19 protein-coding genes and 1 pseudogene are annotated in these 25,122 nt (G+C 73.5%); 10 read left to right on the forward strand and 10 right to left on the reverse strand.

Features of this window, described 5'->3' with window-relative positions; all coding sequences use genetic code 11:
• Positions 1–2: 2 nt before the first annotated feature.
• From ACIRD7_RS37955 to ACIRD7_RS37970, 4 genes are all read right to left on the reverse strand, one after another.
• Complete coding sequence (locus ACIRD7_RS37955; RefSeq protein ID WP_403460517.1) at positions 3–4,643, reverse strand: hypothetical protein; 4,641 nt, start codon at positions 4,641–4,643, stop codon at positions 3–5.
• A 64-nt stretch (positions 4,644–4,707) separates the two neighbouring features.
• On the reverse strand, positions 4,708–5,589 hold the full coding sequence (locus ACIRD7_RS37960; RefSeq protein WP_403460518.1) for a hypothetical protein: 882 nt from the start codon (positions 5,587–5,589) through the stop codon (positions 4,708–4,710).
• A gap of 52 nt (positions 5,590–5,641) precedes the next feature.
• Entirely contained in the window at positions 5,642–7,168 is a 1,527-nt protein-coding gene (locus ACIRD7_RS37965) for a hypothetical protein (RefSeq protein ID WP_403460519.1), read from the reverse strand.
• A gap of 206 nt (positions 7,169–7,374) precedes the next feature.
• The gene (locus tag ACIRD7_RS37970; RefSeq protein ID WP_403460521.1) at positions 7,375–8,070 is read right to left on the reverse strand and encodes a GntR family transcriptional regulator; all 696 of its coding nucleotides are present in this window, start codon (positions 8,068–8,070) and stop codon (positions 7,375–7,377) included.
• 136 nt (positions 8,071–8,206) lie between these two features.
• Here ACIRD7_RS37970 and ACIRD7_RS37975 point away from each other — a divergent pair, with 136 nt between their 5' ends.
• Genes ACIRD7_RS37975 through ACIRD7_RS37995 form a run of 5 tightly spaced genes read left to right on the forward strand, consistent with a single transcriptional unit; the run spans position 8,207 to position 12,599 of the window.
• Positions 8,207–9,499 carry an MFS transporter gene (locus ACIRD7_RS37975; protein ID WP_403460522.1) on the forward strand — a complete coding sequence of 431 codons (1,293 nt, stop codon included), beginning with the start codon at positions 8,207–8,209 and terminating at the stop codon, positions 9,497–9,499.
• Positions 9,496–10,341 carry a putative hydro-lyase gene (locus ACIRD7_RS37980; RefSeq protein WP_403460523.1) on the forward strand — a complete coding sequence of 282 codons (846 nt, stop codon included), beginning with the start codon at positions 9,496–9,498 and terminating at the stop codon, positions 10,339–10,341. The genes ACIRD7_RS37975 and ACIRD7_RS37980 overlap by 4 nt, the downstream gene beginning before the upstream one ends.
• 19 nt (positions 10,342–10,360) lie before the next feature.
• On the forward strand, positions 10,361–11,119 hold the full coding sequence (locus ACIRD7_RS37985) for a LamB/YcsF family protein (RefSeq protein ID WP_403460525.1): 759 nt from the start codon (positions 10,361–10,363) through the stop codon (positions 11,117–11,119).
• Positions 11,116–11,733 carry an allophanate hydrolase subunit 1 gene (locus ACIRD7_RS37990; protein WP_403460526.1) on the forward strand — a complete coding sequence of 206 codons (618 nt, stop codon included), beginning with the start codon at positions 11,116–11,118 and terminating at the stop codon, positions 11,731–11,733. The genes ACIRD7_RS37985 and ACIRD7_RS37990 overlap by 4 nt, the downstream gene beginning before the upstream one ends.
• A complete protein-coding gene (locus ACIRD7_RS37995; protein ID WP_403460528.1) occupies positions 11,730–12,599 on the forward strand; it encodes a biotin-dependent carboxyltransferase family protein in 870 nt (289 codons plus the stop codon). The genes ACIRD7_RS37990 and ACIRD7_RS37995 overlap by 4 nt, the downstream gene beginning before the upstream one ends.
• 303 nt (positions 12,600–12,902) lie before the next feature.
• On the opposite strand, the pseudogene ACIRD7_RS38000 reads toward ACIRD7_RS37995, so the two are convergent.
• From ACIRD7_RS38000 to ACIRD7_RS38020, 5 genes and pseudogenes are all read right to left on the reverse strand, one after another.
• Positions 12,903–13,736: pseudogene (locus ACIRD7_RS38000) on the reverse strand (SGNH/GDSL hydrolase family protein); the annotation flags it as partial.
• Positions 13,733–14,893: a glycosyltransferase gene (locus ACIRD7_RS38005; RefSeq protein WP_403460529.1), complete on the reverse strand. Its 1,161-nt coding sequence runs from the start codon at positions 14,891–14,893 to the stop codon at positions 13,733–13,735. The gene ACIRD7_RS38005 and the pseudogene ACIRD7_RS38000, both read right to left, overlap by 4 nt.
• A complete protein-coding gene (locus ACIRD7_RS38010) occupies positions 14,890–16,020 on the reverse strand; it encodes a glycosyltransferase family 4 protein (RefSeq protein ID WP_403460530.1) in 1,131 nt (376 codons plus the stop codon). The genes ACIRD7_RS38005 and ACIRD7_RS38010 overlap by 4 nt, the downstream gene beginning before the upstream one ends.
• A gap of 198 nt (positions 16,021–16,218) precedes the next feature.
• Entirely contained in the window at positions 16,219–17,637 is a 1,419-nt protein-coding gene (locus ACIRD7_RS38015; RefSeq protein WP_403460531.1) for a HEAT repeat domain-containing protein, read from the reverse strand.
• Between the two features lie 300 nt (positions 17,638–17,937).
• Entirely contained in the window at positions 17,938–18,330 is a 393-nt protein-coding gene (locus tag ACIRD7_RS38020) for an ankyrin repeat domain-containing protein (protein ID WP_403460532.1), read from the reverse strand.
• A gap of 325 nt (positions 18,331–18,655) precedes the next feature.
• Here ACIRD7_RS38020 and ACIRD7_RS38025 point away from each other — a divergent pair, with 325 nt between their 5' ends.
• Together ACIRD7_RS38025 and ACIRD7_RS38030 are read left to right on the forward strand one after the other, a co-directional pair.
• Positions 18,656–18,850: a hypothetical protein gene (locus ACIRD7_RS38025; RefSeq protein ID WP_004002760.1), complete on the forward strand. Its 195-nt coding sequence runs from the start codon at positions 18,656–18,658 to the stop codon at positions 18,848–18,850.
• A 40-nt stretch (positions 18,851–18,890) separates the two neighbouring features.
• The gene (locus tag ACIRD7_RS38030; protein ID WP_403460533.1) at positions 18,891–20,612 is read left to right on the forward strand and encodes a hypothetical protein; all 1,722 of its coding nucleotides are present in this window, start codon (positions 18,891–18,893) and stop codon (positions 20,610–20,612) included.
• A gap of 34 nt (positions 20,613–20,646) precedes the next feature.
• Here ACIRD7_RS38030 and ACIRD7_RS38035 read toward each other — a convergent pair whose 3' ends face one another.
• Entirely contained in the window at positions 20,647–22,146 is a 1,500-nt protein-coding gene (locus ACIRD7_RS38035; RefSeq protein WP_403460534.1) for a PLP-dependent aminotransferase family protein, read from the reverse strand.
• A gap of 101 nt (positions 22,147–22,247) precedes the next feature.
• On the opposite strand from ACIRD7_RS38035, the gene ACIRD7_RS38040 reads away from it, so the two are divergent.
• The 3 genes from ACIRD7_RS38040 to ACIRD7_RS38050 are packed head-to-tail and all read left to right on the forward strand — an operon-like array spanning position 22,248 to position 25,109.
• Entirely contained in the window at positions 22,248–22,928 is a 681-nt protein-coding gene (locus tag ACIRD7_RS38040) for a YitT family protein (RefSeq protein WP_403460535.1), read from the forward strand.
• Positions 22,925–23,695: a glycerophosphodiester phosphodiesterase gene (locus ACIRD7_RS38045; RefSeq protein ID WP_403460536.1), complete on the forward strand. Its 771-nt coding sequence runs from the start codon at positions 22,925–22,927 to the stop codon at positions 23,693–23,695. Before ACIRD7_RS38040 ends, ACIRD7_RS38045 begins: the two co-directional genes overlap by 4 nt.
• Before the next feature lie 55 nt (positions 23,696–23,750).
• Entirely contained in the window at positions 23,751–25,109 is a 1,359-nt protein-coding gene (locus ACIRD7_RS38050) for an MFS transporter (RefSeq protein ID WP_403460537.1), read from the forward strand.
• Positions 25,110–25,122 lie beyond the last annotated feature (13 nt).

Genomic DNA, 25,122 nt, shown 5'->3' on the forward strand with positions numbered 1-25,122 from the left:
CGTCAGGGGGTCGCGGTCGCCGGACGTTTGAACATCCGTGTCGCCGTGATCTCGCTGTGCACCGCCTCCCCCGCCTGCGGCTGCTGGGGAAGCCCCGGGCGGAGGTGCTCCTCGACGCTGATGTACTTCAGGCCCGCCCGAAGGTCGGCGTCGTTGCGCAGGCGGATGACCAGCGGGAACTCCGCCAGCGCCGTCGTGTCGAACAGGCCGGTGGTGTACAGGAGCTGGACGCCCAGGGCGTCCGACACGGCGCGCTGGAGTTCCAGCAGATACGTCGCGTTGGCCCGGCCGATCGGGTTGTCCAGGAACAGCGTGCCCGCGTGCCGGTGCTTGTCCCGGCCCCGGTCGTTCGACCTGAGCGCGGCCATCGTGCAGTACAACGCGATGGCCGCGGTGAGCAGCTGGCCGCCGGAGAAGACGTCGCCCATCTGACCGACGGGCACGCGCTCGGCGCGCAGCACCGCGTCCGGCTTGAGGATCTCGACGGCGACACCCCTGGGCTGGAGCGCTGCCGCGACTCCCCGCAGCAGCAAGGACATTCCGTCCCGCCGCAGGTCGGAGTTCTTCTTCACGGCAGCCCGCGTCGCCTCGTCGATGACCTCGCCGAGACGCTCGGTCAAGGTCGCCTGGTCCGGCTCCTCGAAACGGATCCGCAGGAACTCCTGCCCGGACCACTCCCCGAGCCCCTCGGGGAGCCGGGACAGCCGCTGGGCGGAGCGCAGGGTCGCCAGGGCGGACTCGACGAGGCCCCGCAGCCGGTCCACGATCGAGTCGCGGTTGCGTTCCAGTTGGGCCAACTCGTCGGTGAGTACGCGGAGTCGGGGCGCGAAGGCGTCGGCCCACTTCTGGGCGTGCTCGGGCAGCGCCGAGGCGGGCAGTTCGCGGATCTGCTGGCGGGCGGGGGTGCGGACCTGCTCGTAGCGGGTGGAGTTGGCGTGCCGTACGAGCACGTCGCTCGCTTCGCGCACGGCGGCCTCGGCGGCGGAGAGGTCGGCGGCGCAGCCGCGCAGCGACCGGCGGGCCTCGGCGGCGGACTGCCGGGCCTCCTCGGGGCTGCCGGGATAGGGCTCGGGCTCCTCCCGCTCCTCGTCCGCGGTGTGCTCCCGCAGCAGGTCACGCAGCATCGCGGCGATCTCGTCGAAGCCGCCGGCCGCGTCCTCGGCGGCGCGGTGGGCGTCGAGGAGCTCGGCGTGCGCCTCGCGGGCCTGGGTCAACGCCTCGGTGCGGGAGGTCAGTTCGGCGGTGGCGGTGCGCAGCAGTGCCTGCGCGTGGTCGGCGTCGCGCGGCTGGAGCTCCTCCGACAGGTCGGTGTGTGCCTCGCCCTCCTCGGGGGCGTGCCGCTCGGCCTCTCCCCGGAGCCGCCCGAGCTGCTCGCTCGCGCTGGACATCCGGGCCTCCAGCAGCTGGACCAGCTCCTCCGCGCGTGCGGCGGCCGCCTGCCGGGACGGCCCGTCGGAGCCGTCGGGCGACTGAAGGAGCTGCTCGGCGCGGGTGCGGACCTTGTTGCTGAGCCGGTCCAGCTCCGCGCGCGCCGCGCTCTCGTCGCTTTCGGCGCGGGCCTGCTCGGCGCGCAGGTCGGCGCCGACGCCGACCTTCTCGTACACCTGGGAGGCGGCTCGGTACGCCTCGCGCAGGGCGGGCAGGGACGCCTTCGGGGCCTCCGCGTCGGTGTCCGGTACGTCGTCGGGGGCGCCCGCGATCTCTGAGCGCTCGGCGCGCAGGGCGCGCGCGGTGCGGCGCGCGTCGTCGGCTGCGCGCTGGGCGGCGCGGCGGTCCTCGTCGGCGGCGCGGGCGCGCTCCAGGCAGCTTTGGGCGCGGGCCTCGGACTCGGTGGCCTCGTCGGCCAGTTCGCGCAGCTTGACCTGCCAGCCGGACCGCTCGCGCAGCCGGAAGGCGAGCCCCGCCAGGGCGTCGGCGGAGCGCCGGGCCTTCTGGGCCGCTTCCTGCCGCTCGTCGCGGATCCGCGCGGCCTCTACGGCGGCCTCCTCGGCCTCGGCCCGCACGGTGCGCGCCTCGGCGAGCTCCGCCTCGGACTCCTCGGCGAACGCCCGCGTGTCCTGGGCGGCCTGCGCCAGCTCGACCAGCCGTCCGGCCGGACAGCCGGTCCGCCACGAGGCCAGCCGGGCCGCCAGCTCCCGGTCCTTGCCGAGCCGCGCGGCGAGGGTGCGGATTCCCTCGTCCCGCTCGGTCGCCCGGGCGCGCAGGGCCTGTCGCTCCTCGTCGGCGGCGTGCTCGTCGTGCATGGCCGGGTTGGGCGGTACGAGGAAGACGTCGCCGCCCGGTGCGTCGTCGGCCGGGGTCGGGGCGAGGAGGGCTGCCGCCGTGCCCACGGCGACGGCGGACCGGGGCAGCAGGGCCGCGTCGCCCAGTGCCTCGCGGGCCCGCGCGTGCGTGTCGGGGTCGGTGATGATCACGCCGTCGACCAGTTCGGGCCGGGCGGCCAGCACGCGCGCGTGGTCGGCGGGGTCGACGGCCTGCGCGAGGTAGCGCCAGCCCGGCAGGGCGGGGATGCCCTGCTCACCGAGGAACTCGACGGTGGCCAGCACGTCCGGGCCGGGCGGCAGCAGTCCGCCGTCGCCGAGCGCGCCGAGGATGCGGGCGTCGTCGGCGGCTGCCGTACGCAGTTCGAAGAGCTGGCGCTCGGCGGCGGAGACGGCGTCGTCGAGGAGCTCTCGCAGTTCGTCGGCGAACCGGTCCAGCTCCTCCGGGGTGAGGGCACCCTCGCGCGCGGGCGCGCCTGCCCTGCCGTCGTCTTCCGCGCGCGGGGCGGGCACGGACGCGCGCTTCACGACGGGCTCGCCGGTCAGGCTGAGCAGTTCCGCGAGCCGCTCCTCCGCCGCCAGCCCCTCGGCGAGTCGGCGTTCGGCGTCGTAGGAGCGCTCCGCGGCGGTCGCCGCGTCCGCCGCACGGGCCGCGGTCAGCTCCGCGCGGGACTCGGCCGAGGCCGCCTCGCGGGAGTGCTCCGAGGCGCGCCGCGAGGCCTCGCGGGCGGTGTCCCAGGCGGCGACGGCCGTCTTCTCGGCGTCACTCGCGGCGAGGGCCGCACGGGCCGGGTCGGCGTCGGGCGCGCTGTCGTCGAGCCAGCCCGCGCGGACGGCCTCGGCGGTCTCCTGCTCGACCTCCGTCAACCGCTGGCGCAGGTGTCCGGCCTCGCTGCGGGCCCGCTGTGCGTCGGTGGCGGCGGCGGTGGAGTCGCGGTACGCGGACTCGCTGACCTCCTGGAGGGCGGCGGAGCGCTCCTCCCCCTCGTTGGCGAGGGTCTCGGCGCTCTCGGCGGCCGCGTGCAGGGCCCGTACGAGGTCGACGGCGGCCTTGGCGCGGGCGGCCAGGGCGGGAGCAGCGTCCCGCTCGGCCTCCTGGATGGCGGCGGCCACGCGCGCGACCCGGTCGGAGGCGGCGCGGTGCCGCAGCACCGCTTCGGCGGCCTGCCAGGCGGAGTGCAGGGTGCGCGCGTCGGCCAGCTCGCGCTTCTGCGCCGCCGCCGACTTCTCGGCCGCCGCCAGCGCCAACGAGGCGTGCCGGAAGGCCAGTTCGGCGGAGATCAGCGCGCTGCGCTCGCGTGCCGCCTCGGCATGGGTGACGGCGTACGCGGCGGCGGTGACCCGCTGGGCGAGGTCGGCGGCCCGCACCCGCTCCTGGACGCCCCGCGCGGACAGCCGCCGGGCCAGGCTCCGGGTCCGCCGTTCGGCACCGGCGTGGATGTCACGCGCGCGTGAGCGTGCCTCGGCGGCCTCGACGATCCGCCCGAGCAGGTCGACGGACCCGGCGGTGAAGTCGCGTTCGGCGATCAGTTCGGCGCGCCGGCCCAGCTTGTTGCCGAAGCCGCTGACCAGGTCGGCGAGGCCGTCGGTGTCGCGGGTGTCGGTCACGGCCCGCAGCAGCAGGTCGGTGAAGTCGGAGTCCTTCTTGACCGCGAAGAGGCCGGCCGCCTCACCCTCGTCGGCGTTCATCTCCCGCTGGTAGCGGAAGAGTTCGGGGTCGAGGCCGAGGTCGCCGAGGTGCTCGATCCACCGGTCGTGGATCTCCTCCCAGTGGACCTCCAGATGCGGATACGCCTTGCCCGCCTCCGTGATGGCGTCCCGGAAGCCCTTCATGGTGCGCCGCCGGCCCTGTGCGCCCGACTGGCCCTCGACGGGCGGCCGTACGGCGGTGGACTCGGCGACGGGCAGGTTGTCCAGGCTCAGCCCGGGTCCGGGGCGGAAGGAGTACCAGGCCTCGGCGAACTTGCGGGGGTCGTTGGAGACCTGGCGCCCGCGCCATTCGCTCACCTTGCCGACCACGACGCACTCGCCGGTCAGCGTGTGCTGCCATTCAAGGGCCACATGCCCGCAGTCGTCGGCGAGCAGGAACTTGCGCAGCACGCCGGAGCTGGCGCCACCGAGGGTGTTGCGGTGGCCCGGCAGCATCACGGAGAAGATCAGCTTGAGCAGGACGGACTTTCCGCCGCCGTTCTCCAGGAAGAGCACCCCGGCGGGCGCGGGCCGGCGCGGCGGTCCGACCGGCTCCTCCTCGAAGAACTCCGCCTGCGTCGGGGCGGGGTCGGGCACGGGCTCGCCGACCCCGCGCAGGTCGAGCACGGTGTCGGCGTAGCGCGCACCGGCCGGCCCGATGGAGTAGAGGCGGACGCGGGACAGCTCGTACATGGCGGACTCTCGTAAGTCTTCGTCAGATCAGGGAAGTTCGGGGAGGCTCGCGGGGCCGTGAGCCTCAGGCGGAGTGGAACGGCAGTCCCGCGTCGGCCACCAGCTCGAGGTCGTCCGTCGCCTCGGCGGGCAGCAGGGTCGCCGTGCCGTCGGTGACGGGGACCACGCCCAGCTCCAGCAGCTCGGCCATGGCGGCGCTGCCCGCCATGTCGCGCACCTGGAGTTGATAGCGGGCGGTCGTGCGGTACGTGCCGCCGTTGTCGTCGCCGGTGCGCTGGAGGAATCCGGAGTCGGTCAGGAACGCCGCGGCCTTGCCGACGATGCCGGTGGTGGAGCCGGCGAGCCGGCGCGCGTCCTTGGTGGCGCCGGTCGCGCTGCGTCTCACCCAGATCCGCCAGGCGGCCTCCAGGCCGGGCGCGTCCGTGGCGGGGTCGGTGTTCTCCCCCTGCTCCTGCGCGCGCTCCTCCAGCCGGCGGCAGGCCTGCCGGACGAAGGCGTCGACGCCGTTGACCGTGACCCGTCCGATGTAGCCGTCGTCGGCGAGGTCCTCGGGCCGTGGGAACGCCATGGCTGCGACGGCGAGATGGGCCAGCCCGTGCAGGAAGCGGTCGCTGCCGTCGGCCGACGTGCGGCGTGCGTAGTCGCCCATGCGCACGGCGAACACCGAGTCCTCGGCGGCGGTCACGGCCATGCCCGCGCGTGGGGACACCTCCAGCACGACCAGCCCCAGCCCGGCGGCCACGGCGTCCGCGAGCCGTGCGAACGGCGGGTCCTCGCGGTAGCGGCGCAGCAGGTCGGCGTACTCCTGGTCGCGCGCGGGCTGGAGCTTGGGCTGCAGCCCGAAGGCGACGAGCCGCGCCGCGTCGGCGGCGTCGGCAGGGGTGACGGCGGCGGTCGCCGACGGTGCGGGGGCCTCCGGGTCGCTCCGATCGACGTGCTCGGTCACGGTTTCGGCTCCTTGCTGCGGTGTTGCTGGTTCGTACGGTGGTCGGCGCGGCTCATGCGGCTTCCGTTCGGTCGGCCGCCATCCCCGCGGCGTCCAGCAGGGCCGTGCCCACGATGAGGTCGGCGCCGCCGAACTCCGGGTCGTCGAGCTCGGTCCCGTCGTCCACGGCGAACAGCAGCTTCTCCTCGCCCTGCCGATAGGCGGTGCCCACCGGCGGACTGGCGGCGTGCACCGCCAACAGCGCGACCAGGTAGGGCAGCTCGGGATCCCGCCGCCGTGCCTCGGCCAGCAGGCCCGACAGCCGGCGCGGCGCGTCGGCCGGCAGGTCGAGCAGGACCATGGCCGCGGCGAGCTGCTCCTCGCTGAACCGGCTGTCGTCCGGTGTCGCGATGAGGTCGGGCTCGGGCATCTCGGCGCCCAGGTGCTCCCGCTCCACGGGCGGCGTCAGCAGTATGTCGACGAGATCACCCACCCGGACCGACACCGGCGTACGCAGTCCCGTCCCGCGGGCGAAGAAGGCGTCCGTGACCCGGACCGCCCGCTCCAGCGGCAACGGCAGCACGGGCGCGAGGAGATGGCCGTACAGGTCCGTACCCGACGTCGTCATGGGCGTCGCGAAGGCCTGTCGGTCCTGCTCGGCGCGGAACAGGGGGCCGGCCTCCAGCAGGCGGGACTGCAGCTGGGTGTGGCGTCGGATGCAGTCCTTGACGATGTCGACGAGCTCGGCCGCGCGGCGCTTGTGCTCGGGGTCCTCGGTCTCGTCGCGGGCCTTGCGGATGTTGGTGAGGATGGCGTTCTCGTGGCGGTAGCGGTCGGCGACGTGGTCGAGGGCCTCGGCGATCATGTCCGGTACGGCGCTCAGCCAGTCGACCGCCCGGACGTTGCGCCGGGTCGCGTCCAGGGCGCGGCGGAGTGTCTCGGAGTACTGCACGGTGCGGTACCGGGCCTGCTCGGCGGCCAGCTGGGCGTCGGCGAGCCGGCCGCGGTTGATGAGCACCTCCAGCTTGACCTCGGCGGCGATCTGGGCGCTGGTCACGTCGGTGTCGAGGGCGCCGACGAGGACGTTGACCGCCTCGTCGGTGGTCCGCAGATACACCGTGCCGCCGGGGCCCGGGACCTCCTCGATCAGCTTGAAGTCGTAGTCACGGCGGACATAGCTGCCGTCCGGCGCGAACGTGCCATAGACGGCCCGGAAGCCGCGGTCCACGCTGCCGACGTTGATCAGGTTCTCCAGGACCCAGCGGGCCACCCGCTCGTGCTCGGCGACGGGGCGTCGCGGGGCCTGGGCGGCGATGCGCGGGATGAGGCGGGCCACTATCTGGTCGTGGTCGGCGCCGGTGTCGAAGTCCATGTTCAGGGTGACCAGGTCGATGGCGGCGAGCGCCACCTCCGCCATGCCGTAGACCGAGTACTCGCCCGCGAGGTTGGCCTTGCGTGTGTCGAGGTCGTGCAGCGGCGCGGTGCAGGCGAGCGCGCGCAGCCGCCGCGCCAGTCCCTCGTCGGCGGCCGGGCCCGGAGCGGGGCGCGGCCCCGCGCTGAGCTGGGGCGGAACACGGTCCGTCGATGCAGGCGAAGTCACGGTGCACAGACTAGGTCCTGGGTCTGACATCGACCCAAACGAAGACGCTCGGCCGGGGGAGCCGGGAACTGCGGGTCATCTTGTCCGTGCGGGTCGCCCGTGGTTCCTCGCGCCCACGCGGCAGAGCCGCACATCGATGCCCCCGCGGCAGAGCCGCACCTCGATGCCCCCGCGGCAGAGCCGCACATCGATACAGCCCCGCGCCCCTAGGGCGTGCTCGTCACCCGGCGTCGGTAGACCTCGACGACCCGCTCCAGCGAGTCCTCGAGATAGACCGCGAGCAGCTTCTCGGCCTCGCTCTTGTCCCCCGCCTCCAGCGCCTGGAGGATCTGCCGGTTGCGCACCAGGTACGGCTCGTGCAGCCGCTTCGGGTCGTCCACGACGTGGAAGGCGAGCCGCAGCTCGGCGAAGACGCTGCGCATCAGCTCGTCGGTGCGGGCGCTTCCGGCGAGGGCGACCAGCTCGCGGTGGAAGTGGATGTTGGCGGTACCCACCCCTTTCCAGTCACCTTCGCGCGCCGCCCGCGACCCCGCCTCGACGGCTTCGGAGAGCGCGTCCAGGCCGTGCGGGGGCGCGCCGAGACCCCGTACGACGGCGCACTCGACCAGGCCGCGGGTGCGGTAGATGTCCTCGACGTCCTCGACCGTGAGCACCCGGACGAAGACCCCCCGGTTGAGCTCGTGCACGAGCAGGCGTTCATGGGTGAGCAGCCGGAACGCCTCGCGCAGGGTGTTGCGGGAGACACCGAGGGCGCCGCCGATGCTGTCCTCCGACAGGCGGGTGCCGGGAGGGAAGAACCCCTCGGCGATACGGCTCCTGAGGATGTCCGAGACCCGCTCCGCGGTGCTCGTCCGCCCCAGGAGCGCGCGGTCCTCGGCAAGTGAGGTCAGGTGCTCTTCCATGCCGGAATTCAATCGCAGACCACAAGAACGAAACAACATGGGTATTGAGGGATCGTTGAACAATCCTCTACGGTACTTCGCACCGGCACGGCTCAGTTCCCCGCACCCTCCGTCCCCCCATCTCTGCGAGGTGCCCATGAGCACGACCCCTCCACCGCAGGCCCTGACCCACCCCACCACTGACGAACGCGCCGCCGACGACGGCGCGTTCGGCTGGCTGCGCGCCCTGGGTCCGCGCGGTCGCCGCGCCTTCGCGGGCGCTTTCGGCGGCTATGCCCTGGATTCGTACGACTACTTCACCCTGCCGTTGAGCATGGTGGCGCTGGCCGCGTACTTCGGCCTGGACAGCGGCCAGACCGGCCTGTTCACCACCGTCACGCTCGTCGTCTCCGCGATAGGCGGCGCCCTCGCGGGAGTGCTGGCCGACCGGATCGGCCGGGTCAAGGCGCTGATGATCACCGTCATCACCTACGCGGTCTTCACGGTCGCCTGCGGCTTCGCGCCCAACTACGAGACCCTGCTGGTCTTCCGTGCCCTCCAGGGTCTCGGCTTCGGCGGCGAGTGGGCGGTCGGCGCGATCCTCGTCGCCGAGTACGCGAGCGCCAAGCACCGCGGGCGCACACTCGGCGCGATCCAGAGCTCGTGGGCCGTCGGCTGGGCGCTGGCCGCGATCATGTACACCCTGGTCTTCACGCTCGTCGGCGACGACCTGGCCTGGCGGGTGATGTTCTGGACCGGCGCGCTGCCCGCGCTGCTCGTCATCTGGATGCGGCGCCGCGTGCACGACGCGCCCGAGGCCGTGGCCGTACGGGAGAAGGGCGGCGAGAAGGGCTCGTTCGCCGCCATCTTCAAGCCCGGTCTGCTGCGGACGACGGTCTTCGCGGGGCTGCTCTCCACCGGCGTCCAGGGCGGCTACTACACCCTCGCCACCTGGGTTCCGACCTACCTCAAGACCGAGCGCGAACTGTCGGTCGTCGGCACCGGCGGCTATCTGACGTTCCTCATCTCGGGCGCCTTCATCGGCTATCTGACCGGCGGATACCTCACCGACCGGCTGGGCCGCCGGCGCAACATCTGGCTGTTCGCGCTGCTGTCGGCGCTGTGCATCCTGGCGTACGCGAACATCCCGAGCGGCGCCAACACCCTGCTCCTGGTGCTCGGTTTCCCGCTCGGGTTCTGCATGTCGGCGATCTTCAGCGGCTTCGGCTCGTACCTGAGCGAGCTGTACCCGACGGCGGTGCGCGGCACGGGGCAGGGCTTCACCTACAACACCGGCCGCGCGGTCGGCGCGGTCTTCCCCACCACGGTCGGCTTCCTGGCCGACAGCTGGGGCGTGGGCGGCGCGCTGGTCTTCGGCGCGATCGGCTACGGCATCGCGGCGCTGGCCCTGATCGGACTGCCGGAGACGCGCGGGAAGGAGCTGGTGTGAACCGCACGGGTCCGCTCACCGCCGGGACGGAAGACCGTCCGCTCACCCTCGTCGACGAGCACGCGCACGCGTGGAGTCCGCGAACGGCCCGCGCCCGCTTCCGGGACGGCCTCACCGGCCCCACGGCCGGGGTCGCGGCGGGCCACACCCAGGTGAACCTGATCTCGGTGCCCGCCGACTGGGCGTACGAGATGCTGTTGTTCTGCCAGCGCAATCCGAAGCCCTGCCCGGTCCTGGACGTCACGGACGCCGGTTCCTGGACGACCCCGCTCGCCGAGGGTGCCGACCTGCGCACCGATCTGCCGCGCTACCGGGTGTGGCGGGACGGCGAGTTGGTGGACGAGCCGACGGACGTGCGGGCCCATTGGCGGGACGACCTGGTGTCGTTCCTGATCGGGTGCAGCTTCACCTTCGAGTGGGCGCTGGCCCGCGCGGGGGTGCCGATCCGGCACATCGAGCAGGGCCGCAACGTCCCGATGTACGTCACCGGCCGCCAGTGCCGTCCCGCAGGGCGGCTGCGCGGCCCCATGGTGGTGTCCATGCGCCCGGTGCCGCCGCAGCACGTGGCGGCGGCCCTGCGGGAGACCGGCCTGCTGCCGGCGGTGCACGGCGGCCCCGTGCACTGCGGCGATCCCTCGGCACTCGGCATCGCGGACCTCGGCCGGCCCGACTTCGGCGATCCGGTGGACCTGGAGCCGGAGGAGATCCCCATGTTCTGGGCCTGCGGGGTCACCCCGCAGGCCGCGGTGATGGCCTCGCGCCCGCCGTTCGCCCTCACCCACGCACCGGGCCAGATGTTCCTGACCGACGCCCGCGACGAGCAGTACCGCATCGTCGCCTGACACCGGAGACGACCGACGCATGATCTCCATCGACCTCAACGCCGACCTCGGCGAGGGCTTCGGCCGCTGGCGGCTCACCGACGACGAGCGGCTGCTGTCGGTCGTCACCAGCGCCAATGTGGCCTGCGGCTTCCACGCCGGGGACGCGGCCACCATGCGGCGGGTGTGCGAGCAGGCGGCCGAGCGCGGGGTACGGATCGGCGCCCAGGTCTCCTACCGGGATCTGGCGGGCTTCGGGCGGCGCGCGATGGACGTGCCGCCCGCCGAGCTCGCGGCCGAAGTGGCCTACCAGATCGGCGCCCTGGAGGTCTTCGCGCGAGCGGCGGGCACGCGCGTGTCGTACGTCAAGCCGCACGGCGCCCTCTACAACCGCGTGGTGCACGACGAGGAGCAGGCCGGGGCTGTCGTCGACGGCGTGCTCCTGGCGGACGCCACGCTCCCCGTGCTCGGCCTGCCCGGCTCGCGGTTGCTGGAGGTGGCCGCCAAGGCCGGTCTCCCGGCCGTCCCGGAGGGGTTCGCGGACCGCGCGTACACCGACCAGGGCACGCTCGTGCCGCGCGGCCAGGAAGGTGCCGTGGTCACCGACCCGGAGGCCGTCGTGGCGCGCTCGGTGGGCCTCGTCCGCTCGGGCGCGGTCACCTCGCGCTCAGGGGCGCGGGTCGAGGTACGCGCGCGTTCCCTGTGCCTGCACGGCGACACGCCCGGCGCCGTGGAGCTGGCCCGCGAGGTGCGGGCGCGGCTGGAGGAGTCGGGCGTCCGGGTGGAGGCCTTCGTATGAGGGCGCTGCCGGTCGGTGACGACGCCCTGCTCGTGGAGGTGTCCTCGGGCGAGGAGGCCCAGGCGCTGCACGCGGAGCTGCTGCGGCGCCGTGCCGAGGGCGCGCTGTCGGTCCGCGAGATCGTCCCCGCGGCCCGCACGGTCCTGCTCGACGGCCTGGCCGACCCGGCCCGCCTCGCCTCCGAACTGGCCGCCTCGCGGGTGCCGCCCGCTCCCCCACGCGCGCGTGACGTCGTCGAACTCCCGGTGCGCTACGACGGACCGGACCTGGAGGACGTCGCCGCGCACTGGGGCGTGTCCACGCGGGAGGTGGCCCGCATCCACGCGGGCACCGAATTCAGCGTCGCCTTCTGCGGGTTCGCCCCCGGTTTCGGCTATCTCACCGGCCTGCCGCCGTCCTATGACGTGCCTCGCCGGGCCACTCCGCGTACGGCCGTCCCGGGGGGCGCGGTGGCACTGGCGGGGCCGTACACAGGCGTGTATCCGCGTTCGTCGCCCGGTGGCTGGCAGTTGATCGGCACCACGGACACGGTGCTGTGGGACGTCACGCGGGTGCCGGCCGCGCTGTTGTCGCCGGGCACGCGCGTGCGCTTCGTTCCGGTGGGGAGCTCATGACCGACCGTGCGCTGTCCGTCGTCCGCGCGGGCCCGCTGACCACCGTGCAGGACCTCGGCCGGCCCGGCCACGCGCACCTCGGCGTTCCCCGTTCGGGGGCGCTCGACGGCCCCGCGGCGGCTCTCGTCAACCGGCTGGTCGGCAACGCCCCGGAGGCGGCGGTCCTGGAGACCACGCTGGGCGGCTGCGGTCTGCGGCCTCGTTCGGCCGTCACCGTGGCGATCGGCGGCGCGCCCTGCCGGGTCACCGTGGACGGACGCCCGGTCGCCTGGGGCGCCCCGGTGCACGTGCCCGCGGGCGCGCTGCTGGACGTGGGCGCGGCCCAATCGGGCATCCGGAGCTACATCGGCGTCTCGGGCGGCATCGCCGTCGAGCCGGTCCTCGGCAGCCGCTCCACCGACCTGCTGTCCGGCCTCGGCCCGCCTCCCCTCACCGACGGCATGGTCCTCCCCGTCGGGCAGCCGGCGCCGCGGCACGCGCGCGTGGACGTCGCCCCGCAGCCGGCGCCCCCCGCCGAACTCGTCCTGCGTGTGACGCCCGGCCCGCGCGACGACTGGTTCACGCCGAAGGCCCTGCGTGCCTTCACCTCCCGCGTGTACCGCGTCTCCCCCGCGAGCAACCGCATCGGGCTGCGCACCGAGGGGCCCGCCCTGGAACGGGCGTTCGCTCGCGAACTCCCCAGCGAGGGCGTGGTCCTGGGCGCGGTCCAGGTTCCGCCCGACGGCCGGCCGGTCGTGTTCCTGGCCGACCACCCGACGACGGGCGGCTACCCCGTGATCGCCGTCGTACGCGCGGCCGACCTCCCGGCCGCCGCCCAGGCGGTACCGGGCACGCCGGTGCGCTTCGTGGCCGTACGTCGCCGTTGACGCCCGGCACGCACGCGTGCCCTACGCCGCCTCCGGTGCCGGGTGCTGCCCCGGGACCGAGCGCTGTCCGGGCACGGGCATCGACACGCCGTCCGGCAGGGCCAGGTGCTCCGATACGGACCGGTGCTCGGGCACCAACCGCCGTTCGGACACCGCCGGCCCGTCCGCCAAAGACAACTCCCCCGGCACTCCCAGCGGCTCGGTCATCCCCAACCGCTCAGCCACTCCCAACGGCTCGGTCACCCCCGACCGCTCAGCCACCCCCAACGGCTCCGACATCCACCGATGCCCGGACAACCCCACCCGCTCGGGCGCCGACAGCGCGGCCAGCGCCTTGGACACCGCGTGGGCCGCGCGCCGGTCGAGCCGCTCGCTGGTGCCCTTCGCCCGATGCCGCATCTCGACGACGGCGAGCCGCACCAGCTGGGGCAGCAGGTCGTTGCAGCGCCGGATCACCCAGGCGGTCCCGGCGGTGGCCAGCCACAGCACGCTCGCCGACTTGGTGGGCGGCGCGAACTCGGGCTCGGGCGAGGGCGCGGCCTGCGTCGCGATGCCCCGGTTCGCCAGCATCGCGTGGAAGCGCAGGGCGATCTGCCGGTGCCCGCGCTCCCCGGGGTGCAGCCGGTCCGCGCTCCACATCGAGCGCTCCATGATCCAGGCGTCGTCGACCGCGTGCAGATGCACGGCCCCGTACCGCTCGGACAGCGTGTGGACCACCGTGTTGACGGCCCGCTGCCGCCGGGCGAGCGGGCTGCCCAGGACCCCGGGCAGTCCCAGCATCGTGCCCGGGTCGGGCAGACAGGCCGTGAGCACGGCCGTGCCCTGGCGGGTGAACGACGCGTAGACCTTGTCGAGGCGCTCGGCGATCTTCTCGATGTCGAAGGTGCTGCGCAGCGTGTCGTTGACGCCCACGAGGACGGACGCGACGTCGGGCCGCAGGTCCAGCGCCGCGGGCAGCTGGGTCTCCAGCACGTCCCGCGTCTGTGCCCCGCTGACCGCGAAATTGGTGAACTCGGCGGCCGGTTCGGACAGCCCTCCGGCGAGCAGCGCGGCCCAGCCGCGCCACCCGTTGCCCAGCGGATCGCCCACGCCCTCGGTCAGCGAGTCACCGAGGGCGACGTAACGCAGCGGTCTCATGCCGCGCCCTCCGCACGCACGAAGGGACGCGCCGGCAGAGCAGCGTCGTGCGCGGTGAGGAAGGCGTCGACCGCCGTGCCCCACCCGAAGCACTCGGCACGCGCGCGTGCGGCCTCCCGGCGCTCGCGCTCGGGACGCTCGAGGAGCATCTCCACGGCGTCCGCGAAGGCGTCCCCGTTGTCCGCGGCGGTCGCGCCGGCGGTTCCGATCACCTCGGGCAGCGCGGAGGAGGCGCTCGCCACCACGGGCGTGCCGCAGGCCATGGCCTCCAGCGCGGCGAGTCCGAAGGTCTCGGCGGGCCCGGGGGCCAGGGCCACGTCGGCCGAGGCCTGGAGGGCGCCGAGCAGGCTGCGGTCGGCGACGTGCCCGAGGAAGGTGACCGGCAGGTCCCGCTCCTGCGCCCGCTTCTCCAGCCCCGGGCGCAGCGGCCCGTTCCCGGCGACGACGAGCACGGCGCGCACTCCACGCCGGCGCAGCGACTCCAGGGCGTCCAGCGCGGTGCCGGGCCGCTTCTCCACGGAGAGCCGGGAGCACATCACCAGCAGTGTCTCGTCCGCGCGCGCGTGCGTGGCGCGCAGGGCGGCGTCACGCAGGGTGGGACGCCGGTTCATCAGGTCGACGCCCAGCGGGGCGCGTACGACGTTGCGGGCGCCGATCCGCACGAACTCGCGCTCGGCGAACTCGGTGGTGCACACGACCCTCGAGTACGTGTGGGCCGTACGGAGGTTGAGGGCGTCGGCGGCGCGCCGGGACAGGGTCTCCGACAGGCCCCAGGTGCGCAGCACACCGTCGGCGGTCTCGTGGGAGACCATCACGGCGGGGACGCGGGCGCGGCGGGCCCACTTGCCGGTCCACCGCAGCGTGGTGCGGTCGGAGACCTCCAGGCGGTCGGGGCCGAGCGCCTCCAGGAGGGTCGCGACCCGCCGCTTGTCGACGAGGACGCGGTAGCCGCCGGTGCCGGGCAGCATCGGGCCGGGCAGGGTGATCACCCGGCCCTGCTCGGTCTCGCAGTCGCTGTACTTCTCACCGGGCACGATGAGGACGGGGTCGTGGCCCGCCAGCTTGAAGCCCTTGCCCAGCTCGCGCAGCGCGGTGCGCAGCCCGCCGGAGGCGGGCGCGACGAAGTTCGCGAGGCGGACGATCCGCAGGCCGGTCATGCCGCCACCACCGCCCGGCGCGCGGCGACCACGTCCGCGTAGTGCCCGATCAGCTGGTCGCCGATGGTGGCCCAGGTGCGGCCCTCGACCGTCTCGCGTCCGGCGGCCCCGTAAGCGGCGCGCAGCGCCGGGTCGGCGACCAGGGACCGCACCGCGTCGCTCACGGCGGCGGCGTCGCGCGGCGGCACCAGCAGGCCGGTGCGTCCGTGGTCGACCAGGTCGAGCGGACCGCCCGCGGCGGGCGCGACGACCGGGACACCGCTGGCCATGGCCTCCTGCACGGTCTGGCAGAAGGTCTCGAAGGGGCCGGTGTGGGCGAAGATGTCGAACGAGGCGAAGATCCGGGCGAGGTCGTCCCCGCCGCGCCGGCCCAGGAAGGCCGCGCCGGGCAGCGCCTCGGCGAGTGCGGGCTGGCTCGGCCCGTCGCCGACGATGACGACCTTCACGCCCGGCGTGGCGCACACGCCGGAGAGCAGCTCGATGTGCTTCTCCGGGGCGAGCCGCCCGACGTAGCCGACGATGACCTCGCCGTTCGGGGCGAGTTCGCGGCGCAGCCTGTCGTCCCGGAGCTCGGGGCGGAAGCGGGCGGTGTCCACGCCGCGTGCCCACAGCTTGAGCCGGGGAACGCCGTGGGTCTCCAGATCGTTCATGGAGGCACTGGACGGGACGAGGGTGAGGTCGGCGGCGGAGTGGACGGACCGTATGCGCCGCCAGGCGGCCGCCTCGCCGGCGCCCATGTAGGTGCGGGCGTATCCGGCGAGGTCGGTCTGGTAGACGGCCACGGCGGGGATGCCGAGCTTGGCGGCGGCGGCCATTCCGCGCACGCCGAGGACGAAGGGGCTGGCCAGGTGCACGACGTCCGGGCGGTGCTGGATCATCGCCGCGGCGAGGCGCCGGCTGGGGAGGGCGACGCGGACCTGGGGGTAGCCGGGGAGCGGAAGGGAGGGGACATGGACGACCGGGCAGGGCGCCGCGAGGGCGGCGAGCTTGTTACCGGGCGCCGGGGCGGGTGCGACGACGAGGGGAGCGTGACCGCGATCGACGAGGTGTCGGGCGGTCTGGAGCGCGCAGTGGGCCACGCCGTTCACATCGGGGGGAAAGGATTCAGTCACGATGACGACACGCATACCCGTGTTGTCGCCGTGCTGGACGTGGCCGCGTCAAAGTGGATCTTTCCGAACGACAAACGTCCCATGAGCGTTCCGCTGCGCACCCGAGCGGGTCAGGTTCCGGCCACGCGCACCTGACCCGCCGGTCATCCCGTGTTCACCCTGCGGGCGGATCTCCCCGACGTTCACAGCGCGAACACAACTGCGGTTCGTTGATCAGCCGGCGGTCGGGTCCGGTCCGATCCGGCTGCGTACGGCCGTCTGCACCTCGGCCTCCTCGGCCGGATCGGCGGCGAGCCGGCGCAGTCGCTCCACGACGCGGGTGTCTCCGGTCTCGGCGTGCCGGGCGGCGATCTCGCGGGTGGTCTCCTCGCAGTCCCAGAGGCACTCGACGGCGAATCCCGAGGCGAAGGAGGGGTCGGTTGCGGCTAGGGCGCGGGCGGTGCGGCCGCGCAGGTGGGAGGAGGCGGTCTCGCGGTAGACATGGCGCAGCACGGGGGCGGCGCAGGTGATGCCCAGCCGTCCGGTGCCGTCGACGAGGGTCCACAGGGTCGGCGCGTCGGGCCCTTCGCCGCGCACGGCCTCCCGTAGCGCGGCGAGGACGAGGTCCTTGTCCTCGGCTCCGCCCCGGCAGGCGAGCATGCGTCCGGCGGCGGCGCCCAGCGGATCGGGCCGTCGGGCCCAGCCCCGCGCGCGGTCGACGGCGGCGATACTGCGCATACGTTCGAATGCGTCGACGGCGGCCTCCACGACCGTCAGCGAGCCGGTGACCACAGCGGCCTCGATCAGGTCCAGGGCCTCCGGGTCGTTGCTGTCGGCGAGGTAGCGCAAGGCCGTGCAGCGGGCTCCGTCGGTGCCGTCCTTGGCGGCGGCGACGATCTCGGGCCGGTCCTCGGGGCCCGCGACGGCCACGAGGCACCGCGCGGCGGGCACATGCAGCGCCGCACCGCGCTCGATGCCCTGCTGGGCCCAGTCGAAGACGGCCTGCACGCTCCACCCCGGACGGGGCCCGGTAGGTCGCATCTGCCGCTGCCAGCGGTCGAAACAGCCGGCTTCCTGAGCGGCACGCACCCGGCCGGCGATCGACTCACGCGGATCGTCGGCCCACAGCCGCCACGGCCGTGGCTCAAAAGCATCGCGTACGGCGGCGGCCAGCTCGGCCTCGCCCTCGGGATCGGCCGGGAAACGGGCGAGCACGGGCGCGGCGAGGGCGCGCAGCCCGGTGTCGTCGTCCCTGAGCGCCAGTTCGTCCAGCGCCCAGGCCCAGTTGGAGCCCGAGGCGGCGTACCTGCGCAGCAGTTCGAGGGCGTCCCGCCTGCCGTAGGAGGCGAGGTGCCCGAGGACGGCTAGGGCCAGCCCGGTGCGTGACTCCTCGGTGTCGAGGGCGTCCTCGACGTCGAAGAGGTGCGCCTCGATCTCGTCGAGCTCGCCGCTGAGGTCGAGGTAGAGACGGGCGTAGTACAGGGAGCGGTTCTCCACCTGCCAGTCGTGGCGGGGGTCCCGCAGCACACAGTGGTTCAGAGCCGCGAGCGCCTCGGCGCGCGGGGCGGTGAGCGCGTGCAGTGTTCCGTCGCCGCGACCCCGCTGAAGCAGGCCGAGCAGCGTACCGCTGGGCGCTATGACCGGTTCGAACATGGGAAACAGCCTCACATCAAGCGTCGACGCAACCGGGGTTCTTGCTTCACCTGGCCGCGTGACAACACGTCGGGGCGCCCGCCGTTTCCTGCTTGCTGTAGACCATCTTCCTCTGCCTCTCGTCGGTGGCCCATGCGGACCGATCACGGCCCGCGCGGTGCGGCAACACCTGCCCAGCCATCGCGTCCGTGAATCACGACGTCATGATGACTCGGCACTTACATCTGCCGCGACCGAAATTTCGGCGGCCCTGTACCGCCTCCCCCGTTTTCTGTGTTTTAGCTGGTCAGAGCAGTCGGCTCAGTGTGCGCCGAACAGTTCGAGCAGATCCGTCTTGCCGAACATGCGGGCCGTGTCGAGGGCCGACGGGGTCCCCGCGGTCGGGTCGGCGCCGCCCTGGAGAAGTGCCTTGATGACGTCCGTCTCCCCCTTGAAGACGGCACCGGCGAGTGGTGTCTGGCCTCGGTCGTTGACACGGTCCGCCTCGGCACCCCGGGTGAGCAGGGCGCGTACCGCGTCGGAATGGCCGTGATAGGCGGCGAGCATCACCAGGGAGTCGCCGCGGTCGTTGGTGAGGTTGGCCGGAACGCCCGCGTCGACGTACGCCACGAGCGCTTCGGTCTGCCCCTGCCGGGCCAGATCGAAGATCTTGGTCGCCAGCTCCACGACCTCGGGGTCGGGGGCTTCGGTCATCGGCCGGACCGCCTCTCACTGCGAACGGGGACTGTGGGGAACCGCGGGGCTCCGGGGAGCCAAGGGTACGGCCGGCGAGCGGTGCTCGGCCGTACGAGTGATTCGCCAGCGTACTGGCTCGCGCGGCACATGACCCGCCGCGTACCCGGCAAAGATCATCGCAGACACGACCGGAGGCGAGACCCAAGCTCATCCGGTCAAGGACACTCCGCCACCCGTGGGAAATCTGCCGGTTTTCACCCAGTTGCACCTTTTATCGTATGGATACATCCTGTGAGCCTGGAAGTACTCATGGTGACTGTCCCCACAAACCAGGAGCACTCACATGATCCTCTCCATCTCAGGCGTCGTTCTTCTGGGCATCGTCGTCTTCATCTTCTTCCGCAAGGACGGACTCAAGGCGTCGCACGCCCTGATCTCGGCCCTTTTCGGGTTCTATCTGGCGAGCACGGCCATCGCCCCAAGCATCAAGGCCGGCGGCGAGAGTCTCGCGAGCCTCCTGGGCGGCATCCAGTTCTGACGCCGCCCCACCCGCCCGTACGCACCTGTAGGAGACAGCAGTGGCCCGCCGCCCCCTCCCCCGCATCCTGAGCACAGGCAGCACGCAGATCGCCCGGAGCCGGGAGCTGGCCCGGGCGCAGCTCGCCCGAAGCCGGGAGCTGGCCCGAACGGCCGGCGACAGCGCCTCTGACGTTCTCCATCCACTGATCACGATCACCCGTGGTCTGCGCCGGCTGGCCTCGGCCGGGCGGCGCAGATGGGCCGAGACCCCCAAGGACAAGCGCGGACCGCTGCTGTTCCTGGTGGCCTCGGTGATCCTGGTCGTGGCACTCGTGCCGTACGGCCCGCTGCTCGCCGTCATCACCCTGATGGCGGCGGCAGCCTGGCAGGGAAGGGACCGCAAACCGGCCACGCCCGAGGGCCCCGACGAGTCCCAGCGGGAGCGGCTGCGGGCGCTGTACGAGGCGCTGGTCCCCTACTTCTCCACGGCCGACGACCCCGAGCCGCTGTACACCCACGGCGGCTCGTGGGAGAAGGCCTTCGAGGAGTTCGAGTTCGACGGCACGGGACGCATCAGCGGCCTGCTCATCCGCTACCCCGCCTACTTCACCGACGGCGAGGCGCAGGCCCGTGCGCGGATCGAGCACCTGCTGACCACGAAGTCCGGCCGCGGTCGCGAGTACCAGTTCGACTGGGACGAGGAGGGCAACGAGCTCACGGTCACCGTCCTCGCCCCGCTGCCCACCGACATCGCCGCCCAGCGCTTCGTGACGGCCCCCGGCGAGACGGTCCTCGGCTTCACCGACCCCAGCCGGACGCAGCGCACGCTGCCCCTCACCCACGGCGCGCAGCCGCGCGACGTCCCGCCGGTCGTCTGGCGCACCGGCATCCGCTCCACCGAGCCGCACCTGCTGGTCATGGGCCAGCCGGGCAGCGGCACCTCGACCTTGCTGCGCTCCATCGCGCTGCAGGCCCTTCAGTACGGCGACGTCGTCATCGTCGAGGGCGGCAGCACCGGCGAGTACGCCTGCCTGACCGGCCGCGACGGCGTCCTGGCCGTCGAGTGCGGGCTGGCGGGGGCGGTCGCCAGCATGGAATGGGCGGCGACGGAGACCGAGCGGCGTCTGATCGCCGTGAACCGGGCCCGCCAGGCCGGCAATCCCCCGCCGGACGACACCAAGCGCCCGCTGTGGCTGCTGCTCGACCGGCCGACCGCGTTCTCCCACCTCGCCGCCGCGGACGACCGCAAGGACCCGCAGTCCCTGCTCCAGGTCCCGCTGCGACACGGCCGCGCGGCGGGCGTCACGGTGGTCGTGGCCGAGCAGTGGGACGGCCTGGACGCCCTGTCCGACGCCGTACGGCAGCACACGCGCGCGCGTGTCGTGCTCGGACCCGCGACGGCCCAGCAGCTGGAAAGCGTCCTCGGCGCTCCCCCGCACACCACGCCGGTCGCCGACATCCCGCCCGGCCGCGGCTATGCCCGCCTGGGCACCGGCCCGGTCCACCGACTCCAGGTGCCGGCGACCCCGGACCCGTACGACGACGCGACGAGCGACGCGCATCGGCAGGCCGTACTGGACCTGCTGCCGGAGCGGACCACTCCCGTCGAGGCCGAGCCCCTCGGCAAGCTGGACAAGCAGCCGGAACCGGCGCCGGTGCCGGCAGAAGCCGTGGTGGCGAAGGCCGTGCCGGCGGAAGCCGTGGTGGCGAAGGCCGTGCCAGCAGAACCCGTGGCGGCGAAGGCCGTGCCTGCGGAAGCCGTGGTGGCGGAGACGTCGTAGCCGCCACCACCCACCCCCACACCGCTCACGCCGCTCACGCCACGAACGGCCGCACCGTGTCGCCGCCCCCGCTGGCCCCGCTCTCCACCAGCCTGGCCGCCGCGGCCAACCGCAGCGCGGCCTCCTCGGCCACCGCGCCCCCCACGGTGAACGGCAGCCGCACATACCCCTCGAACGCCCCGTCGACCCCGAACCGGGGTCCGGACGGCACCCGGACCCCCACCCGCTCGCCGACCTCGGCGAGCCGCGACCCCGACAGGCCGCCCGTGCGCACCCAAAGCGTGAGCCCGCCGCGCGGCACCTCGAACTCCCAGCCGGGCAGCTCCCGCCGCACGGCGGCGACCAACGCGTCCCGGTTCTCCCGCGCCTGACCGCGCCGCACCTCCACGGCCTGCTCCCAACCCCCGGTGCCGAGCAGCCAGTTCACCGCCAGCTGCTCCAGGACGGGCGTGCCCAGATCGGCGTACGCGCGGGCGGCCACGAGGCTGCGGATGACATCCGGAGCCGCCCGCACCCAGCCGATCCGCATCCCCGCCCAGAAGGCCTTGCTGGCCGACCCGACGGTGATGACGGTCGACCCGGCGGGATCGAAGGCGCACACCGGCCGCGGCATGTCGACGTCCGGATCGAGCCACAGTTCGCTCATCGTCTCGTCGGCGACGAGCACCGTCCCCGCCGACCTTGCCGCGTCCACCAGCCGCCGCCGCTGGTCGTCGTCGGCCAGCGCCCCGGTCGGGTTGTGGAAGTCGGCGACGACGTACGCGAGCCGCGGCGCCGCCTCCCGCAGCACCTGCCGCCACCGGTCCATGTCCCAGCCGGTCAGCCCGCCGCCCATGGCGACCGGCACGAGCCGGGCCCCCGCCTCCCGCATCAGCTGGAGGATGTTGGCGTACGACGGCGACTCGACCGCGATCCGCTCACCGCGCCCCGCGAACAGATGGCAGATCGCGTCGATGGCGCCCATCGCGCCGGTCGTCACCATGATCTGCTCGGGCATGGTCGGGATCCCGCGCGCGGTGTACCGGTCGGCGATCATCGACCGCAGCGCGGGCAGCCCGGCCGGATAGTCGCCGTGCGTGTGGGCGTACGGCGGCAGCTCCTCCAGGGCGCCCTGCACGGCGCGGGTCAGCCAGGGCTCGGGCGCGGGCAGGGCCGCGCAGCCCAGGTCGATCATCGAGCCGAGCGCCTCCGGCGGCAGCGGCTCCAGCCCGCGCGCGGGCAACGGGTTGCCGGCCGGTACGGCCGTCCAGCTCCCGGCCCCGCGCCTCGACTCCAGAAAGCCCTCGGCGCGCAGCGCCTCGTACGCCGCCGCCACGGTCGTACGGCTCACCGACAGAGCGAGGGCCAGCTCGCGCTCGGCGGGCAGCCGCGCGGCGACCGGAACGCGGCCCTCCAGGACCAGCAGCCGGACACCGTCGGCGAGCGCCCGGTACGCGGGCGGGCGCCTGCTGCCGGGCCCGGCCGGGCGATCCTGTTGGGAGGTGAGGAGCCGGGCGAGCTGTGCGGCACCCACCGCCGAAGTCCACTGCGGCATGATTTCCAGTCCACCTTCTCCGAATTGGCCATGGAGCGCGTCGCATCCCAAGCCACAGGGTGTCATGCATCAGGCCACTACCACCACCAGGGGGGCACGTCTTGTCCAAGCAGGAGCAACCCGCCGAGAGGCCCGTACAGGGACATCTCCCACGGCGGCTGTCACAGCTCTACATCGGGCTCGCGCTCTACGGCGCGAGCTCGGCGCTGCTCGTCGAGGCGGGACTAGGCCTGGAACCGTGGAACGTGCTGCACCAGGGCCTCGCCGAGCTCACCGGCCTGACGATCGGCGTCGTCTCGATCATCGTCGGCGCGGCGGTGCTGCTGCTGTGGATCCCGCTGCGCCAGCGCCCGGGGCTCGGCACCGTCTCCAACGTCTTCGTGGTCGGCATCGCCATGGACGGCACGCTCGCCCTGCTCCCCGAGGCGCACTCCCTGGCCGTACGCGTCCCCCTCCTCCTGGCCGGCATCCTGCTCAACGGCGTGGCCACCGGCCTCTACATCGCCGCCCGCTTCGGCCCCGGGCCCCGGGACGGCCTCATGACCGGTCTGCACCGGCGCACCGGCCGCTCGATCCGCCTGATGCGCACGGCCGTCGAGGTCGCGGTCGTGGTCACCGGCTTCGCACTCGGCGGCACGGTCGGCGTCGGCACCGTGCTGTACGCGCTGTCCATCGGCCCGCTCGCCCAGCTGTTCCTGCGCGTGTTCGCCGTCCCCGCGGCATCCGACGGCAGCACGGTCGTTGCCACCGGGCAACCCCGGCGAGCGATACTGCGTCCGTGAGCACCACGCGGATACGGCACCCCTACCTCGACCATCCCGGCCCGATCCCGTTCGCCCATCGGGGCGGGGCGGCGGACGGCCTGGAGAACACCGTGTTCCAGTTCCGGCGCGCGGTCGAACTGGGCTACCGGTACATCGAGACCGACGTCCACGCCACGCGCGACGGCAAGCTCGCGGCCTTCCACGACTCCACGCTGGACCGGGTGACGGACGGGGCGGGCCGGATCGCCGACCTGCCCTGGGAGGACGTACGGCAGGCCCGGGTGGCGGGCAAGGAGCCGGTGCCCCTGTTCGAGGAACTGCTGGAGACCTTCCCCGACGTGCGCTGGAACGTCGACCTCAAGGCGGAGTCGGCGCTCCACCCCTTCCTGGAGCTGATCGAGCGCACGAACGCCTGGGACCGCATCTGCGTCGGCTCCTTCTCCGAGGCCCGGGTCATCCGCGCCCAGCGGCTGGCCGGACCGCGCCTCGCCACCTCGTACGGCACCCGCGGCGTGCTGAACCTGCGGCTGCGCTCCTGGGGTGTGCCGGCCGCGCTGCGCCGTTCGGCGGTCGCCGCCCAGGTGCCCGAGGCCCAGTCCGGCATCCAGGTGGTGGACCACCGCTTCGTCCGGGCCGCCCACGCGCGCGGGCTGCAGGTGCACGTGTGGACCATCAACGAGCCCGATGCGATGCACCGGCTCCTGGACCTGGGAGTCGATGGCATCATGACCGATCACATCGACACGTTGCGCAAGGTCATGGAGGACCGGGGCGTCTGGGTCTGACCCGGCCCGACTTCCGCCCTCGCGCGGAATCACCACGGGGAAGCGAGGGCGCGGGGTGGGCATCGACACCGTGCGGACGGACGCGGCCGACGAGGCCGCCGGGCGCCGCCGCGAGCAGCGCGGCTGGTACTTCTACGACTGGGCGTGCTCCGTCTACTCGACGAGCGTGCTCACCGTGTTCCTCGGCCCCTATCTGACGTCGGTCGCCGAGAAGGCGGCGGACGCGGACGGGTTCGTCCACCCCTTGGGCATCCCGGTGCGCGCGGGCTCCTTCTTCGCGTACTCCGTGTCCCTGTCGGTCATCGTGGCCGTCCTGGTGATGCCCCTCGTGGGCGCGGCCGCCGACCGCACGGGCCGCAAGAAGCCCCTGCTCGCGGCCGCCGCCTATCTGGGGGCCACGGCCACCGCGGCCATGTTCTTCCTGGACGGCGACCGCTATCTGCTCGGCGGCCTGCTGCTGATCGTCGCGAACGCCGCGCAGTCGGTCGCGATGATGCTCTACAACTCCTACCTCCCGCAGATCGCCCCGCCCGAGGAGCGCGACGCGGTCTCCTCCCGGGGCTGGGCCTTCGGCTACGCCTCCGGCTCGCTGATGCTGATCGTGAACCTGGTGCTGTACCTGGCCCACGACTCCTTCGGCGTCTCCGAGAGCACGGCCGTGCGGATCTGCCTGGCGTCGGCCGGTCTGTGGTGGGGCGCCTTCGCCCTCATCCCGCTGCTGCGGCTGCGCGACCGCCCCGCCAAGGGCGAGGGGGCGGACCGGGCGCCGGGCGCGATGGGCTTCCGGCAGCTCGCGGCGACGATCCGCGACATGCGCCGCCACCCGCTGACCCTCGCCTTCCTCCTGGCCTACCTCATCTACAACGACGGCATCCAGACCGTGATCTCCCAGGCGTCGATCTACGGCTCGGAGGAACTGGGCCTCGGGCAGTCCACGCTGATCGGCGCCGTGCTGCTGGTCCAGGTCCTCGCGGTGGCGGGCGCCCTGACGATGGGGCGGCTGGCCCGGATCTACGGGGCGAAGCGGACGATCCTCGGCTCGCTGGTCGCGTGGACGGTGACGCTGGCGGCCGGGTACTTCCTGCCGGCCGGCGCCCCGGTCTGGTTCTTCGTCCTCGCTGGCGGCATCGGCCTGGTCCTGGGCGGCAGTCAGGCGCTCTCCCGGTCCCTGTTCTCCCACCTCGTCCCGCCGGGCAAGGAGGCCGAATACTTCTCGGCCTACGAGATCAGCGACCGCGGCATGAGCTGGCTGGGGCCCCTGCTGTTCGGGCTCACCTACCAGCTGACCGGAAGTTATCGGGACGCGATCATCTCGCTGGTGGCCTTCTTCGTCATCGGGTTCGCCCTGCTCGCACGGGTTCCGGTGCGCCGGGCGATCAATGACGCGGGCAATCCGGTCCCGACAACGATTTAGCGTTCCGCGTGAA

The organism is Streptomyces sp. NPDC093568, assembly GCF_044764945.1.
In the GTDB taxonomy this organism is placed as follows: Bacteria; Actinomycetota; Actinomycetes; order Streptomycetales; family Streptomycetaceae; genus Streptomyces.

What these genes read in the sequence shown, in the direction of transcription:
- ACIRD7_RS37955 (WP_403460517.1), bottom strand. Translation starts at nt 4,643, where the DNA reads ATGTACGAGCTGTCCCGCGTCCGCCTCTACTCCATCGGGCCGGCCGGT.
- ACIRD7_RS37970 (WP_403460521.1), bottom strand. Translation starts at nt 8,070, where the DNA reads ATGGAAGAGCACCTGACCTCACTTGCCGAGGACCGCGCGCTCCTGGGG.
- ACIRD7_RS37975 (WP_403460522.1), top strand. Translation starts at nt 8,207, where the DNA reads ATGAGCACGACCCCTCCACCGCAGGCCCTGACCCACCCCACCACTGAC.
- ACIRD7_RS37985 (WP_403460525.1), top strand. Translation starts at nt 10,361, where the DNA reads ATGATCTCCATCGACCTCAACGCCGACCTCGGCGAGGGCTTCGGCCGC.
- ACIRD7_RS37990 (WP_403460526.1), top strand. Translation starts at nt 11,116, where the DNA reads ATGAGGGCGCTGCCGGTCGGTGACGACGCCCTGCTCGTGGAGGTGTCC.
- ACIRD7_RS37995 (WP_403460528.1), top strand. Translation starts at nt 11,730, where the DNA reads ATGACCGACCGTGCGCTGTCCGTCGTCCGCGCGGGCCCGCTGACCACC.
- ACIRD7_RS38005 (WP_403460529.1), bottom strand. Translation starts at nt 14,893, where the DNA reads ATGACCGGCCTGCGGATCGTCCGCCTCGCGAACTTCGTCGCGCCCGCC.
- ACIRD7_RS38010 (WP_403460530.1), bottom strand. Translation starts at nt 16,020, where the DNA reads ATGCGTGTCGTCATCGTGACTGAATCCTTTCCCCCCGATGTGAACGGC.
- ACIRD7_RS38015 (WP_403460531.1), bottom strand. Translation starts at nt 17,637, where the DNA reads ATGTTCGAACCGGTCATAGCGCCCAGCGGTACGCTGCTCGGCCTGCTT.
- ACIRD7_RS38020 (WP_403460532.1), bottom strand. Translation starts at nt 18,330, where the DNA reads ATGACCGAAGCCCCCGACCCCGAGGTCGTGGAGCTGGCGACCAAGATC.
- ACIRD7_RS38025 (WP_004002760.1), top strand. Translation starts at nt 18,656, where the DNA reads ATGATCCTCTCCATCTCAGGCGTCGTTCTTCTGGGCATCGTCGTCTTC.
- ACIRD7_RS38035 (WP_403460534.1), bottom strand. Translation starts at nt 22,146, where the DNA reads ATGCCGCAGTGGACTTCGGCGGTGGGTGCCGCACAGCTCGCCCGGCTC.